13 protein-coding genes are annotated in these 15,794 nt (G+C 63.8%); 6 read left to right on the top strand and 7 right to left on the bottom strand.

The window, feature by feature from the left end:
• Positions 1-80 precede the first annotated feature (80 nt).
• Both N6L27_RS00705 and N6L27_RS00700 read left to right on the top strand, forming a co-directional pair.
• Positions 81-1,271 carry a phosphoglycerate kinase gene (locus tag N6L27_RS00705; protein ID WP_271905142.1) on the top strand — a complete coding sequence of 397 codons (1,191 nt, stop codon included), beginning with the start codon at positions 81-83 and terminating at the stop codon, positions 1,269-1,271.
• Between the two features lie 188 nt (positions 1,272-1,459).
• Positions 1,460-1,759 carry an FtsB family cell division protein gene (locus tag N6L27_RS00700; RefSeq protein WP_271905141.1) on the top strand — a complete coding sequence of 100 codons (300 nt, stop codon included), beginning with the start codon at positions 1,460-1,462 and terminating at the stop codon, positions 1,757-1,759.
• Positions 1,760-1,810: 51 nt separating this feature from the next.
• Here the strand turns inward: N6L27_RS00700 and N6L27_RS00695 are convergent, their stop codons facing one another.
• A complete protein-coding gene (locus N6L27_RS00695) occupies positions 1,811-2,566 on the bottom strand; it encodes an SDR family oxidoreductase (protein WP_271906223.1) in 756 nt (251 codons plus the stop codon).
• Between the two features lie 301 nt (positions 2,567-2,867).
• Here N6L27_RS00695 and pdhA point away from each other — a divergent pair, with 301 nt between their 5' ends.
• From pdhA to N6L27_RS00680, 3 genes are read left to right on the top strand one after another with little or no spacing between them, the layout of a single operon-like run.
• On the top strand, positions 2,868-3,857 hold the full coding sequence (pdhA, locus tag N6L27_RS00690; RefSeq protein ID WP_039146169.1) for a pyruvate dehydrogenase (acetyl-transferring) E1 component subunit alpha: 990 nt from the start codon (positions 2,868-2,870) through the stop codon (positions 3,855-3,857).
• 16 nt (positions 3,858-3,873) lie between these two features.
• Entirely contained in the window at positions 3,874-5,247 is a 1,374-nt protein-coding gene (locus tag N6L27_RS00685; RefSeq protein WP_271905139.1) for a pyruvate dehydrogenase complex E1 component subunit beta, read from the top strand.
• A gap of 11 nt (positions 5,248-5,258) precedes the next feature.
• Entirely contained in the window at positions 5,259-6,578 is a 1,320-nt protein-coding gene (locus N6L27_RS00680) for a pyruvate dehydrogenase complex dihydrolipoamide acetyltransferase (protein WP_271905138.1), read from the top strand.
• 115 nt (positions 6,579-6,693) lie between these two features.
• Here N6L27_RS00680 and N6L27_RS00675 read toward each other — a convergent pair whose 3' ends face one another.
• From N6L27_RS00675 to cysE, 4 genes are all read right to left on the bottom strand, one after another.
• On the bottom strand, positions 6,694-7,248 hold the full coding sequence (locus N6L27_RS00675; RefSeq protein ID WP_271905136.1) for a hypothetical protein: 555 nt from the start codon (positions 7,246-7,248) through the stop codon (positions 6,694-6,696).
• 305 nt (positions 7,249-7,553) lie between these two features.
• Positions 7,554-8,393, bottom strand: a complete 840-nt coding sequence (locus N6L27_RS00670; RefSeq protein WP_271905135.1) for a DUF2189 domain-containing protein — start codon at positions 8,391-8,393, stop codon at positions 7,554-7,556.
• Between the two features lie 274 nt (positions 8,394-8,667).
• Positions 8,668-9,732, bottom strand: coding sequence for a PLP-dependent cysteine synthase family protein (locus tag N6L27_RS00665; protein ID WP_271905134.1), 1,065 nt, complete (start codon positions 9,730-9,732; stop codon positions 8,668-8,670).
• 301 nt (positions 9,733-10,033) lie between these two features.
• On the bottom strand, positions 10,034-10,855 hold the full coding sequence (cysE, locus tag N6L27_RS00660) for a serine O-acetyltransferase (protein WP_039182723.1): 822 nt from the start codon (positions 10,853-10,855) through the stop codon (positions 10,034-10,036).
• A gap of 84 nt (positions 10,856-10,939) precedes the next feature.
• Between cysE and N6L27_RS00655 the strand changes: the two genes are divergently transcribed.
• Positions 10,940-11,278, top strand: a complete 339-nt coding sequence (locus N6L27_RS00655; RefSeq protein ID WP_271905133.1) for a TraR/DksA family transcriptional regulator — start codon at positions 10,940-10,942, stop codon at positions 11,276-11,278.
• 217 nt (positions 11,279-11,495) lie between these two features.
• On the opposite strand, the gene N6L27_RS00650 is transcribed toward N6L27_RS00655, so the two are convergent.
• Positions 11,496-11,861 (bottom strand): DUF7742 family protein, encoded by a 366-nt coding sequence (locus N6L27_RS00650; RefSeq protein WP_271905132.1) that lies wholly within the window; start codon positions 11,859-11,861, stop codon positions 11,496-11,498.
• Positions 11,858-15,787: a baseplate multidomain protein megatron gene (locus tag N6L27_RS00645; RefSeq protein ID WP_271905131.1), complete on the bottom strand. Its 3,930-nt coding sequence runs from the start codon at positions 15,785-15,787 to the stop codon at positions 11,858-11,860. Before N6L27_RS00645 ends, N6L27_RS00650 begins: the two co-directional genes overlap by 4 nt.
• Positions 15,788-15,794: the final 7 nt, after the last annotated feature.

Raw genomic sequence — 15,794 nt, 5'->3', positions numbered from 1 at the left:
AGGGAGCATTGACTGATGCGCAAAAACCCCCGAAACAGCCCGCGGATTTACCTGCACTTTCACCATAGGGAGCTCGGCAGATGGGCTGGAAAACACTCGACGACATGGATCTGAACGGTAAGCGCGTGCTGGTGCGCGTGGACATCAACGTGCCGATCGTCGACGGCGTGGTGACCGACTCCACCCGTATCCGCCGCATCGCCCCCACCGTGCGCGACATTCTGGCCGCCGGCGGCAAGCCGATCCTGCTGGCCCACTTCGGCCGCCCCGGCGGCGAGCGCCGCGAGAACCTGTCTCTGAACCAGCTGGTGCCGACGCTGGAGCGTGCCTTTGAAACCAAGGTCCTGTTCGCAGCTGATTGCGTCGGCGCCGGGGCCGAAGCCGCTGCGGACGCCCTGCAGCCCGGCGAAGTCCTCCTCTTGGAAAACACCCGCTTCCACGCGGCTGAGACCAAAAACGATCCCGACCTGGCCGCCGGCATGGCCCGCCTGGGCGAGGTCTACTGCAACGACGCTTTCTCTGCCGCCCACCGCGCGCATTCCTCGACCGAGGCGATTGCCCGCCTGCTGCCCGCCTGTGCCGGCCGCCTGATGCAGGCAGAGCTGGAAGCGCTGGAAAGCGCCCTGGGCCAGCCCAAGCGCCCGGTCACTGCCGTGGTCGGTGGCGCCAAGGTCTCCACCAAACTGGAACTGCTGGGCAACCTGATCGAGAAGGTCGACCACCTGGTGATCGGCGGCGGCATGGCCAACACCTTCCTGGTCGCCAAGGGCCTGCCCGTCGGCATCTCCCTGGCTGAACGAATTATGAAGGACACGGCAGCTGAGATTTTGGCAAAGGCCGAGGCCGCGGGCTGCGAGATCATCCTGCCGTCCGACATCGTGGTCGCCAAGAAGTTCGAATCCAACGCGCCACATGAGGTGCTGCCCGCGGACCAGTGCCCCGAGGACGGCATGATCCTGGACGCCGGCCCCGAGAGCGTCGCCCGCATCATCGAAGTCTTTGCAAACAGCAAGACGCTGATCTGGAACGGCCCCCTCGGCGCGTTTGAGCTGGAGCCGTTTGATTCCGCCACCAACGCCGCAGCGCTGAAAGCCGCCGCGATGACCCGCTCCGGCCAGCTGATTTCGGTTGCCGGCGGCGGTGACACCGTGGCAGCCCTGAACGCCTCCGGCGCAGCCGGCGACTTCACCTACATCTCCACCGCCGGCGGTGCCTTCCTGGAATGGATGGAAGGCAAAGTTCTGCCCGGCGTCGCCGCGCTGGACCAGTAAGGGCAAACCCTGTCCGAAAATGTGTCATGCCCCGGCTTCCGTGCCGGGGCACCGTCTTTTCAAAGTAAAAAACGCCCCTGTGGACAGATTTGGGATTCCCAAGACGATTCGCCTGTGGCATAGTTGTTCCAGACGCCGGCAAACGGCGCAAAATACAACATAAGCAGTAACATACAGGCACCTCCAAAGTGACCCGAAGCACACGGCCGTCTCTCGGCGCCATTGCCTTTTTCGCCATCGCATTCGCGCTCAGCGCCTATTTTACCTTTGCGGCGGTTCAGGGCGACTTCGGGCTGTTCAGACGGGTTGAGATTCAGGCCGAAGCAGAAGAACTTCAGCAGGATCTCGGCCGTCTCCAATCCCGTATCGGCGAGATGGAGAATCTGACCCGCCGCCTGTCCGACGACTACCTCGACCTCGACCTCCTCGACGAACAGGCACGCACGGTTCTCGGTCTCGTCCGCGCGGACGAGATCGTGATCCGCTGATCTGTCCTGCAACTTTTGCCGCCGGCCGCACAGCAGCCGGCAGCAGGACGCTTACAGCAACCGGGCCGAAATACCGCCATCCACGGACACCGGCGCACCGGTCATAAAGCTTGCCCTGTCCGACAGCAGGAACATGGCAGACTGGGCAATCTCCCTCGGCTCCGCCATCCGCTTGAGCGGATGCAGGCCCGCGATGAACTCATGCACTGCCGGATCGTCGCCAGCCATATCCGTTTTTGTGCCGCCCGGCAGGATCGTATTCACCCGGATGCCCTCCGCCGCATGCTCTGAGGCCAGCGATTGCATCAGCCCCAGCAGCCCGGCTTTCGACGCGGCATAGGCCGCCATGCCCGGCATGCCGCCATTGCTGACGCCGACAAAGGTCCCGGTAAAGACAATGGCACCTCCGCCCCGTCTTTGCAGCGCAGGGATCTGGGACCTTGCAGAGAGGAATGCGCTGGTGAGGTTGGTTTCAAGGACGGTGTCCCAGTTGCCGGGTTCCATCTCAGCAACAGGTCCCACATCCCCCATCATGCCCGCATTGTTGAACGCGCCATCAAGCCCGCCGAACTGTTCCTCCGCCAAATCAACCAGCGCCTTGGCAAAAGATCCGTCGCAGACATCCCCGGCCAGAAAGGCCGCGCGCCCGCCGCTTTGTTCAATCTGCCCGGCTATGGATTGCAGCCGTGCCTCTCTGCGTGCACCCAGCACCACATTCGCTCCTTCAGCCGCAAACAGCAGCGCTGCAGCGGCGCCGATACCGCTGCTGGCTCCGGTAATGATGATTGTCTTGTCTTTCAGTTCCATGGTCATGCCCTTTCGTTTTGCATGCCAGTCAAGAAAGGAGGAAAGACCAGGCGGTGCGACCCGGATCTTGCGCTTGCCGCGCAGCCTGGGCCGTAACCGCAAGATCCGGGCCGGCGGGGTGCTCCAGGCCGGACCGCCCGGCCGCTGCGCCAGCCGCCAATTGTTGCATTTCTGCGTGCCCGTCGGCGGATCTTTACCCCGGCTTCACCCCGCGGCAGAATAGCACTATCCAGCCGGGCCAAAACCCGCTATGGATTTGTTTAACACTAAACTATCTAGCCTTCAGGGGGAGCTGACCACCATGGCCGCTAGAAAAAGCGCAAAGAAACCAAACGTTTCTGCCGAAGAACTGACCAAACACTACCGCGAGATGCTGCTGATCCGCCGATTCGAGGAGAAGTCCGGCCAGCTCTACGGCATGGGCCTGATCGGCGGCTTCTGCCACCTCTACATCGGCCAGGAAGCGGTTGTTGTGGGGCTTGAGGCCGCAGCAGAGGAAGGCGACAAGCGCGTCACCTCCTACCGCGACCACGGCCACATGCTGGCCTGCGGCATGGACCCCGACGGCGTCATGGCCGAGCTCACGGGCCGCGAAGGCGGCTACTCCAAGGGCAAGGGCGGCTCCATGCACATGTTCTCCAAGGAGAAGCATTTCTATGGCGGCCACGGCATCGTCGGCGCCCAGGTGCCGATCGGCGCGGGCCTTGCCTTTGCCGACAAATACAAGGGCAACGGCCGCGTGACCTTCGCCTATTTCGGTGACGGCGCCGCCAACCAGGGCCAGGTCTACGAGACCTTCAACATGGCTGCCCTGTGGAAACTGCCGGTGGTCTTCGTGATCGAAAACAACCAGTACGCCATGGGCACCTCGCAGCAGCGCTCCACCTCCAGCGCCGAGATCTGGGAACGCGGCAAGGCGTTCGGCATCCCGGGCGAAGCGGTGGACGGCATGAACGTGCTGTCCGTCAAGGAAGCCGGCGAGCGCGCCGTGGCCCACTGCCGCAGCGGCGATGGCCCCTACATCCTTGAAGTGAAGACCTACCGCTACCGCGGCCACTCGATGTCGGACCCGGCCAAGTACCGCACCCGCGAAGAGGTCCAGAAAATGCGCGAGGAGCGCGACCCGATCGAGCAGGTCCGCGAGATGCTGCTGACCGGCAAGCACGCGACCGAAGAGGATCTCAAGGCGATCGACAAAGAGATCAAGGAGATCGTCAACAAATCCGCAGAATTCGCCAAGGAAAGCCCCGAGCCGGCCCTGGACGAACTCTGGACCGACATCTACGCCTGAGAGGGAAGAACAAGACATGGCAACTGAAATTCTGATGCCCGCCCTGTCGCCGACCATGGAGGAAGGCACCCTGGCCAAATGGCTGGTCAAGGAAGGCGATACCGTAAGCTCCGGCGACATCCTCGCCGAGATTGAAACCGACAAGGCGACGATGGAGTTCGAAGCCGTCGACGAAGGCACCGTCGGCAAGATCCTGATCGGCGAAGGCACCGAGGGCGTGAAAGTGAACACCCCCATCGCGGTGCTGCTGGAAGACGGCGAAAGCTACGACGCCTCCGCCGCCCCTGCCCCGGCTGCTGAAGCTCCGGCACCCGCAGCTGAGGCGCCCGCAGCCCCCGCTGCTGCCGCTGCCGCGCCCGCACCGGTCGAAAGCCGCGTGCTGGAACCGGACTACCCGGAAGGCACCGAAATGGTGCAGACCACCGTGCGCGAAGCGCTGCGCGACGCCATGGCCGAGGAAATGCGCCGCGACGAGGACGTGTTCCTGATGGGCGAGGAAGTCGCAGAGTACCAGGGCGCCTACAAGGTGTCCCAGGGCCTCTTGGACGAATTCGGCGCCAAGCGGGTGATCGACACCCCGATCACCGAACACGGCTTTGCCGGCATCGCCACCGGCGCAGCCTTCGGCGGCCTGCGCCCGATTGTCGAGTTCATGACCTTCAACTTCGCCATGCAGGCGATTGACCACATTATCAACTCGGCAGCCAAGACGCTCTATATGTCCGGCGGCCAGATGGGGGCCCCGATGGTGTTCCGCGGCCCCAATGGCGCTGCCGCCCGCGTCGGCGCCCAGCACAGCCAGGACTACGCCGCCTGGTACATGCAGATCCCGGGCCTCAAGGTGGTGATGCCCTACTCCGCCGCCGACGCCAAGGGCCTGATGAAGACCGCGATCCGCGACAACAACCCGGTGATCTTCCTCGAGAACGAAATCCTCTACGGCCGTGCCTTCGACGTGCCGAAGCTGGACGATTTCACCATCCCCTTCGGCAAGGCCCGCATCTGGCGCGAAGGCTCCGACGTCACCATCGTCTCTTTCGGCATCGGCATGCAGTACGCGCTGGAAGCGGCTGACAAGCTGGCCCAGGACGGCATCTCAGCTGAGGTCATCGACCTGCGCACCCTGCGCCCGATGGACCTGCCCACGGTGATCGAGTCGGTCAAGAAGACCAACCGCCTGGTCACGGTCGAGGAAGGCTGGCCGCAGGGCTCCGTCGGCAGCTACATCGCGTCTGAGGTGATGCAGCAGGCGTTCGACTATCTGGACGCGCCGGTTGTGACCTGCACCGGCAAGGACGTGCCCATGCCCTATGCCGCCAACCTGGAACGCCACGCGCTGATCACCACGGATGAGGTGGTCGAAGCCGTGAAGCAAGTGACATACCGGTAAGGAGCCTCAAGATGCCCAATGAAATCCTGATGCCCGCGCTTTCTCCCACCATGGAGGAAGGCACCCTTGCCAAATGGCTGGTCAAGGAGGGTGACACCGTCTCCTCCGGCGACCTGATCGCCGAGATCGAGACCGACAAGGCCACCATGGAATTCGAAGCCGTGGACGAAGGCGTGGTCGGCAAGATCCTGATCGCCGAAGGCTCCGAGGGCGTGAAGGTCAACACTCCCATCGCGGTGCTGCTGGAAGACGGCGAAAGCGCCGACGATATCCAATCCTCCGGCGGCGGCGCTGCTGCCCCGGCCAAGGAAGAAGCCCCTGCAGCCAAAGCGGAGGCGCCCGCAGCCGCACCCAAGGAAGAGGCCAATGCCGCCCCCGCCGCGCCGCAGGGCGCCGACGGAAGCCGCATCTTCGCCTCGCCGCTGGCCCGCCGCATCGCCGCCGACAAGGGCCTGGACCTGAACGCCATCAAGGGCTCCGGCCCCAAGGGCCGCATCGTCAAGGCCGACGTGATCGACGCCAAACCGCAGGCCACTGCAGCCGCTGCCCCGGCAGCTTCCGCCCCGGCCGCCGCACCTGCCGCTGCTGCAGCCCCTGCCGGCCCCTCCGCCGACATGGTTGCCCGCATGTACGAGGGCCGCGCGTACGAAGAGGTCAAGCTGGACGGCATGCGCAAGACCATCGCCGCCCGCCTGACCGAGGCCAAGCAGACCATCCCGCACTTCTACCTGCGCCGCGACATCCAGCTCGACGCGCTGCTGGCGTTCCGCGCCCAGCTGAACAAGCAGCTCGAGGGCCGCGGTGTGAAGCTCTCGGTCAACGACTTCATCATCAAGGCGGTGGCGCTGGCGCTGCAGGCGGTGCCGGACGCCAACGCGGTCTGGGCCGGCGACCGGGTGCTCAAGATGAAAGCCTCCGACGTGGCTGTTGCCGTCGCCATCGAGGGCGGGTTGTTCACCCCGGTCCTGCAGGACAGCGACACCAAATCGCTTTCGGCTCTTTCGGCTGAGATGAAGGACCTCGCCTCCCGCGCCCGCGACCGCAAGCTGGCGCCGCATGAATACCAGGGCGGCAGCTTTGCGATCTCCAACCTTGGCATGTTCGGCATCGACAACTTCGACGCCATCGTGAACCCGCCGCATGCGGGCATCCTGGCGGTCGGCTCCGGCGTCAAGAAGCCGGTTGTCGGTTCGGACGGCGAGCTGAAGGTCGCCACCGTGATGAGCGTCACCATGTCGGTCGACCACCGCGTCATCGACGGCGCCCTCGGCGCCGATCTGTTGAAGGCCATCGTCGACAACCTGGAAAACCCGATGGTGATGCTGGCCTGAGGGGCCCGATTGCGACACAGTGAAAAGCCCCGGTCCTGCACCGAGGCTTTTCTTTCGCGATGAAACTGCCTGTTCCAAATGCCCGTTTCGAGCCCAAAGTACATCGAATTCAATGCTACCAGAACATTGTTAGCCTGCGCATATGCCACTCTAGCGTGCTAAGTATGTCGAAGGTAGATTCCGCCTCAATATCCGAGGACACTGTAGCCTTCATCACTATAGGCTGACGATCCCAATCATAGCTAAAGAACGCAGTTTCGACTTCCCGTCGATTTTCAATGATTTGGCTCGAGCGGAACCCGGAAAGAGCACCAACCCGCATGTGCCTAGCCTCAGTGCTCAAACACCGACCATTGCCTTTAACGACGAGATTTGTGCAGAACAGCTTCCGCTGGTACAAGTAACGTTCATGGAAATCAGCGCGGTTTTCTTTGCCCCTTACCGGGAAGACTTCGATTTCCGCCTTAACCGATCCTGCGCATTTTAAACATTCATATACGACCCTGGTTTCAAGGAATGTCACATCCCAATCACCGTCGCGTTCCAAGTTTTCTATCAAATAGTGATCGACCAGATAGCGGAACGGCCCACCCTCTGCATGAGAGATATGCCCAAAACACAGATAAGTTACGAAGGCGTAGTACTTGAGCATATGGGTCTTTCCGTACATTCAATAATTTCATTACTATAGATCAATTGAACCAAGTAACCTTGATGTGGCCAACCGAACTGGAAACGGCAGCTTTGTCCCGCATAGCGGGCGGAGCGAAAGGCATAGCTAATGCTCGCCAGAGCCCCGGGATTTACAGTAGCAAAAAAGCGAACTACCACGCCCCCTTCATCTTTCCCAAAATGCTCACCTGCGCAACACCACCGCCAGCCCCCCGTCAGCGGCGGCGCTCGGCTTAACACGAATACCCGGGCGCCGAGACCGACAGCGCCCGCTCCGCCTCACCCATCTCTGCCGGAATGCCGTCAAACAGCGGCAGCGGCAGCCCCCTCCTCCGCCAACGGCACCGCCCGCCGGTACAGATGCCATGTGGTGTGCCCCAGAACCGGCAGCGTGACGATCAGGCCCAGAAACGCCGGCGCCATCGACAGCAGCATGGCGCCGGTGATGATCGCCGCCCAGCCCAGCATGACCACCGGATTTTCCGCAACCGCGCGGATCGACGTCAGCATGGCCGTCACGAAATTGGTGTCCCGGTCCAGCAGCATCGGCATGGCCACAACGGTCACCGTGAACAGGACAGCGGACAGAAACGCCCCGGCACAGGTGCCGACCGCAAGAAAGGCCCAGCCCTGCGGCGTGAAAAAGACCGCCTGCAGGAACCCATCAAAATCCGAAAACGACGAATTCTGCAGGGTGATCGCCAGCCAAAGCCGGACCTGATACATCCACACCCAGAAAATGAACAGCGTCACAAAGGCCATCCAGCCCATTTCACGGTTGCGCTGGCTGACCATGACGCCGAGGATCTCGGACCAGCCGAAACTCTCGCCCGCCTGCATCCGACGCGACATCTCATAAAGCCCGGCCGCAGCAAAAGGCGCCACCAGCGGAAAGCCCACGGCGTCGGGAATGATCATCCAGATCTTGCCCAGCCAAACCAGGCACCAGACAAACAGGATGCCGAAAACCGCATAGAACAGGCCGAAAAATCCGCTCATCACGGGGCGCGCCAGAAAATCGACAAACCCGGCCTTCAGCGCTGCGCTGATATCACCCGCAGTCAGCCTGTTGACCTCGGGAACGCTTGGCTGCCGCGGCTTCAGCTTTTCCGGTGACGGGGAACGGTCAGTATCGGTTGTCATGGCACACTCCTTCCAAAGCAGAACCTTGGGCCGGCCCCCGTGCAAACGGGCCAGGCAATGAAACAGACATCCCTCCTGTAAAGGGAAGTGTGCATCAGCCCCGGCACAAGGGCAAGGGGCGTGCAAAGCGGCAAAGCCCTGCACAGTGACCGCATTTGCAGGTGCCGAACTCCCAATCAAAAAAGGGAGCGCGCCCGCCCCCTTTTTCATCTTTCCCAAATACTCATCTGCGCCACAGCCGCCGCCGGCAAACCGCCAGCGGCAGCACACGGTTTCAGTACTGAAACCCGGGGGTCGAGGCCGACAGCGCCTGCTCCGCCTCATCCATATCCGCAGGAATATCTTCAAACAGCGGTGTCGACAGATAACGCTCACCGGTATCCGGCAGCATTGCCAGCAGAACAGAGCCCTCCGGCGCGCTCTCGGCCACTTTGACAGCCGCCGCCAGGCTGGCCCCGCCGGAAATCCCGGTCAGGATGCCTTCTTCCGACGCCAGCCGTTTCGACCATTTGATGCTTTCATCGCCGCTCACCGGCTCCAGCGCATCAAAGTAGCCCTTGTCCAGCGCCTCCTGCAGCACCAGCGGAATGAAATCCGGGGTCCAGCCCTGAATGGGATGCGGGTTGAAGGCAGGATGGGTCGCCGCAGGCTCACCCTCCTCGTTACGCGCCTGCGCCTCACCGGACTGCACCAGCGCCGCATTGGCAGGCTCGCTGAGGGTGATCTTCAGACCGGGGCGCGCATCCTTCAGCACCCGGCCCAGCCCCGTGACGGTGCCGCCAGTGCCATAGCCCAGCACCACGTGATCCAGCTGTTCGCCCGCGAAATCGCCCAGAATTTCCCGCGCGGTGGTGCTCTCGTGGATATCGGCATTGTCCTTGGTTTCGAACTGATGCGCCAGGAACCAGCCGTTGGCCTCCGCCAGTTCCTTGGCTTTCACCACCATGCCCACCGCCTTGTCTTCCTTGCGGGTCAGCACCACCTTGGCGCCCAGCATCCGCATCAGCCGCCGCCGCTCGACGGAAAACCCGTCGTGCATGGTGATGACCAGCGGGTAGCCTTTGGCGGCGCACACCATGGCCAGGCCGATGCCGGTATTGCCGCTGGTCGCCTCTACCACGGTCTGGCCCGGCTTCAGCCGCCCTTCGCGCTCAGCCGCCTCGATAATGTTGAGCGCCAGCCGGTCCTTTACTGACCCCGCCGGATTGAACGCCTCGAATTTCACATACAGGGTGACATGTTCCGGAGCGATATTGTTCAGCCGGATAGCGGGCGTGTTGCCCACCGTTTCCAGGATCGAGCCAAACAGGCGGCCGCGGCCTTCGGTTGTGTAAATCATGATCTGTCCCCCAAATCGAAACTGCGAAAATTAGAAGCTGCTGGTCAGGAATATGCGCCCCGCCGCCGCCAGGTTCAAGCCAGCCGGCCCCCGCAGACAGCGATTAAGACCAGCCTCCGCCACAATCCGGCATTTGCAGAACCGCAGGCCGCGCGGCCTGCCTGCAGAAGATCAGCGGCCGCCTGCAACCCCTTATTAGAAAACAAAATTCACCACACTTCCAAACATCAAAAAAGGGGCGGAACCCGCCCCTTTCATCTTTCCGGAAATACTCAAATCCACGGGCCTGCAGCCAGGCGCCTCACTCCGCTGAGGGAGATCCCGCCGGCACCACCTGGTCCATGTTGATCGACGGCTGGTCACAGCCTGCTTCGCCCACGATCTTCGCAGGCACGCCCGCCACCGTGGTGCAGGGCGGAACCTCCGACAGCACCACAGAACCGGCGGCAATGCGGCTGCAATGGCCCACCTTGATGTTGCCCAGAACCTTGGCGCCGGCACCGATCAGCACACCGTCACCGATCTTGGGATGGCGGTCCTGCTCTTCCTTGCCGGTGCCGCCCAGGGTCACCGAATGCAGCATGGACACATTGTCGCCCACCACGGCGGTCTCGCCGATCACGATGGAATGGGCATGGTCGATCATGATCCCCTTGCCGATGCGGGCGCCGGGGTGGATGTCGATCCCGAATATCTCAGACGTGCGCATCTGGAAGAAATAGGCCAGATCCTTCTGCCCCTTGTCCCACAGGTAATGGCTGACACGGTAGGCCTGCACCGCCTGGAACCCCTTGAAGTAGAGGATCGGCTGCAGCAGCCGGTGGCTCGCCGGGTCGCGCTCATTGATCGCCATCAGGTCGGCGCGCGCGGCTTCCAGCAGCTCCGGGCAGGTCTCATAGGCCTCGTCAACGATCTCGCGAAGCACCATCATCGACATTTCGTTCGAGCAGAGCTTGGCGGCAATCCGGTAGGACAGCGCCTTTTCCAGCGTCTTGTGGTGCAGGATACAGGCGTGAATCAGCCCGCCCATCAGCGGCTGGGCGGCAATGGCCTCCTCAGCTTCGCGGGTGATGCGGTCCCATACGGGATCCACCGGAGTAACGGCTTGCTGTGTTTTTGCCATGGGTCAACGTCCTTTCTCCGCTCAGACTACCCATCTAAGGTGGTTTGCAGCAAACGCAAACCCGTGATGAGGCATATTTTAAAAATGAATGAGTCCGATCAGGCGGGGTTGAAGCATCAGATCACCATCCGGCTGACCGAACTGGCGGCAGAGGATGCCCGCGGTGCGGACGCCCGGGAAGTGGTTGAACTGGACCAGCAAATGGTCGGCCGCCTGTCCCGTATGGATGCGCTGCAGATGCAGGCAATGGCCAAGGCGCAAGGTGCCCGCCGCCAGCTGGAAACCCAACGCCTGAAGGCTGCGCTGGCCCGTATGGACAAGGGTGAATACGGGTTTTGCGAGGACTGCGGCGAGGACATCGCCCTGAAACGGCTGCAACTGGACCCGGCCGCGCTCAAGTGCATTTCCTGCGCTTCGGGATAAACCCGCCTGAAGGTCTTTCGCTTCGGGCTGCGCCCGAAACGACCGGCGCCGCGCACCTACGGTGCGCGGCGCTGCCGCCTGAAATCAGCCTTTGCAGTCAATTTTTGTGCCGGAAGACACGCAGTTACTGATGCAGAAAAGATTTTGCTGAGAAGCGCTTGAGGGCGCATTCTGCGTCCTCAAGCGCTTGCCCGAGTTTATAGCCAGTCCGTCAGCCTCAAGGACAAGCCGCGCCAGTACGCGGGGGCCTGCGGCCCTCCTTGACCCCGCCAGCCTGCCGGGCGTGAGCCTCCCGGTCCGTTTCCAGCACCGCTGCCAGCTCCCGCAGCACCAGCCGCGTGCAGCTGAGATACTCAGGATCGTCCAGAAACGGCTCATCTGCCAGTGCAAACCGCCGGGAAACAGCACTCAAGCTGCCGTCGCCCCAGCGCGGATGCAGCCGGCCCAGCAAGGTGCAATGCGCCGCAGCCTCTGCAGCGCCCCTGAATATCCGGCGGCACAGGGCAAGGCGCTCACTCTCTGGCACCAGCAGCAGCACCCGCGCCACCGCGGACACATCGCCGGGCAGCACCGGGCGTATCATCCCAGCACCACCTCCGCCGCCGCCCCGGCACCAAACCGCGCCGAGCGCTGCGCCACTTCCAGCACGTCTCCCGCCTGCACCCCGTCCAGCGCCTGCGCCCCTGCCGGATAGGCCCAGGCGGGCGTGGCTGAGGTTTCTTCCCGCAGCACAGTTGCCCCGCGCATCACCCGGATGCGGTAGCTCTCGATCTCCTCGCCCAGCGGCACCTCGTCCAGCTCCCAGCTGTCGCCCTCGATCCGGGTGCGGCGGATCCAGTCCGCTGAAACATCCTGCCCGAGCGCGCCGCTCAGCCGCAGATGCACCGGGGCATAGGGCCGCAGGCCTACGCCCTCGAAACTCTCCTGCAGATGCAGATAAGACGGATCCTCCAGACCGCGGCGAGCCGGGCCGATCCGGTAGTGGCGCAGGCGGCGGCGCTGCTCCGGCGACAGGCTCATCTGGACCGCACTGCCATCCAGCAGCACGAAGTAAACCCCCGCGGCCCAGACCTCCGGCATCAGCGCATCACTGCCCAGCTGTCCGCGCAAGCGTCCGCGCAAAAGATAGGTCTGCGGCGCAATCAGCTCCGCCTCGCAGAACTGGAACAGCTCCCAGTTGCCAGGGCTGCCATCGCCGATGGCAGCCGCATTGGCGCCGTTCAGCACCGCTTCCGCGGTGCGGCTCTCCAGCGCGCCGGAGATCAGCCTGACCTGCAAGTCCGCGCCCAGATCCCAGCGCCCCGGGCCTGCTGCATAGAGCGGCGTCTCAGTGACGCCCACCACCTGCCGCGCCGCAACCACCTGTTCCAGAGCGTAATTTTCATCCGCTTCGGAGCCGTAGACCGCGACGCTGCCGGGCCAGGCCGCAGCGGTCAGCGCCAGATGCGGCGCGTGCGGCACCTCATCGCCGCGCATCAGCGGCAGGTCCATGAACAGCGGCAGCACCGGGCCCGGAGCGGCAAAGGCATTGACGCCCGGCAGTTCCTCCGCCACCGCGTCCAGATCATAGGAGCCGGGCTCGATCCGAACCGCCTCCACCGCCTGCGCCTCCGCCTGCTCCACCCGGTCGATCCGGTAGAGCTGCGCCTTGCCCTCAACCGGCAGCGACACCACATCGCCCGCTCCCAGATGCAAGAGCGACGGCGGCAGCGTGAACCGGGCGGTGTCGCGGGATATCCGCGCCTCTGCCAGCCAGCGGGCGACGGTCTGGCGCGCCTCGGCCCGGGTGAGCGACAAGGGCAGCTCATTCTGGCTGACACTATGCGTCTCCTCGTCGGGCAGGACCGCCTCGACCGAGCCGGCGGCATGGTCGCCGCCCCATTCGGTGAACCGCAGCCGCACCCGGCCCGCCAGTTCGGCTTCGCTGGCGCGGGCCAATTCCAGGCTGCCGTCCGTCTCGTCGCTGTCAGCCAGTTGCTCCAGCGTCAGCGCCTCAGTCACGCTGCCCTTGCGCATCCGGAACCGCAGCACACCGTCGCGCTCCACCGCGTCAAACCCGTGCCGCAGCATAAGCGGCTGCAGCACCGCGCGGGCGTCTGCCACATCTGGGTTCACAAACCCATGCACCACGCCGTAAAGACCCGTTGTATCAATGTCATAAAGGCCCGCGCTGCGGCAGATCTCCTCCACCACAGAGGCCAGCGTCCGCTGTCCGGCACGCCCGTTCAGCCAATGGCCGCGCAGGTAGTTTTCGCCGTCGTTCCAGATCTCCATGCGGCTCGGGAAGGCCGGAAACGGGCGCGCGTCCCAGGCCCAGACATAGGCGTTGGACATATCCAGCATTGGCCCGCCGTATTCCTCGGAAACGGGATTATTGGCGGCCTCGCCCCAATATCCCAGAAAGGCGCGCAGGTACTGGATCTGCATCAGATCGTCCCGCAACCCGTTGGAATACTGCGGCAGTTTCGATTCAGAGCTTTTCGGATCCAGGAACTTGTTGGGCTGATTGGTGCCCTTGTCGATCGCCGCGCAGCCCAGTTCGGTGAACCAGATGGGCTTTGATTGCGGCACCCAGTCCGTGGGCGCAGCCTGCCGCACCCCGCCGATGCGCTCGTGATGCGTCTCAGTCCACCAGCTGCGGATATCCTTGTAGCGCCAGATCCAGGGCTCATCATGGGCGCCATCGGTGATCGGGGTGCGGATCTGCGCCTCCCGCGCCTGGGGAGAGTGGTAATACCAGTCAAACCCCTCGCCGCCCTCCACGTTGCTGCGCAGGTAATCGAGGTCGTAGACCGACGGCACGCCCGCCTGCGCGTCCAGATGGCCGCTGCCCTCGCGCCAGTCGGACAGCGGCATGTAATTATCGATGCCGACAAAGTCGATATTGGCATCCGCCCACAGCGGGTCGAGGTGAAAGTAGCGGTCGCCCTCCGGCGATTGATAGCCCCAGTATTCCGACCAGTCGGCGGCATAGCCGATTTTGGTGCCCGGCCCCAGCAGGCTGCGCACTTCTGCCGCCAGCGCCTTCAGCCGCTGCACCGCCGGGAAGCCATTGGCACCGCGGATCTGGGTCAGGCTGCGCATTTCAGAGCTGATGCAGAACGCCTCAACCCCGCCCGCCGCCGCACACAGGGCGGCATTGTGCAGGATGAAGCGGCTGAGGCTCCATTCATCCGGGCCGCTATATGTCACGGTGCCGCTGCCGACGGTGAAATGCGCCGCCGTGGCCGTGCCGAAGAACGCCGCCACTTCGGCATCCGCTGCCGCGGTGCCATCAGGAGACCCGGCCTGGCCCGGTGCCACCGACAAGGTGATCCGCCCGCGCCACGGCAGATGCGGCTGGCCGTCCTCGCCGGTCCAGGGATCGGGCAGCGTGTTGCCCGCCGCCTGATCCATCAGGATGAAGGGATAGAACATCACCCGCAGGCCCCGCGCCCGCATTTCCCATATCGATTGCACCACCGAGGCATCGGCCGGCGTGCCGCCATAAAGCGGCGTTCCGTTTTCCCGCAGCACCTGTTCGGCAGACGCCCGGTTCAGCCCGCCCGCCGTCCAGGGAATGCTGCCCTCGGCATCCTTATGCTCCACCTTCGGCCTAATTGAACAGGCCCCGCAGCGCAGATCATTGCCGAACCAGGATACGATCAGGGACGCCGCACCGCAGGCGGGCAGTTCCGCGTTCAAGGCGGTCAGCGAGGTCTTGAGGTCGCTCATCCCCGAGGGCGTGTGCTGATTGGCGGGTTTCATATCCCCCGGCCCGCCGGAATACATCACCGTGCCAGGCGCCAGCGCATACTCGCCCGTGCCCGACATCAGCGCCACCCCCTGCACCAGCTGCCCCAGATCCTGCTCATAGGTGCTGCTGGCAGGCTGCTCAGGACGCAGCACATCGAATGAGAACTGCGGCACCCGGTTGCCAAACCGCGCCAGCTGCACATTCTCCATCACCACATAAGCCGTACCGCGGTAGGCGGGCACCTGGCCTGCGCCCTCGACCGCCTCCATCACCGGGTCCGGCAGCTGGTCCGCAGTGCCGCGGTAGACGGTCATGTTCAGATCCTTCGGTGCCACTTCCTCGCCATCGGCCCAAACACGGGAGATGCTGGCGACCTCACCCTCGCAGAGCGCAACCGCCAGCGACACCGAATAACTGTAGCTGGTCACCTGCGGCTGCGGCGGCCGGGGGCTTCCCTTGCCGCCGCCGCTGCTGCCGGGAGTGACGGTGACTGTCTCCAGAAAGCGGGAGGACCAGATTACCTGCCCGCCCAGCCGCATCCGGCCATAAACCTGCGCCACCGGCGCGCCCTCGCTGGCCTGGGTCAGGCGGAAACGGTCCACTTTGCCTGTCTCCACCGGCTCCGCGCCTGAACCCATCAGGCGCTGGTCAATCAGCCGCCCCAGGGTGGCGCCGACCGCCCTGCCGATGACGGCTGAGGACAGCCCCGCGACCGAGCCGCCAATTGCGCCGCCAATCGCCGCGCCGGCAGCAGAGAGTAGAATGGTTGCCATCAGATCA

This window comes from Leisingera sp. SS27, from assembly GCF_028368855.1.
Taxonomy (GTDB): Bacteria; Pseudomonadota; Alphaproteobacteria; order Rhodobacterales; family Rhodobacteraceae; genus Leisingera.
This window is presented reverse-complemented; position numbering and strand designations above follow the sequence as displayed.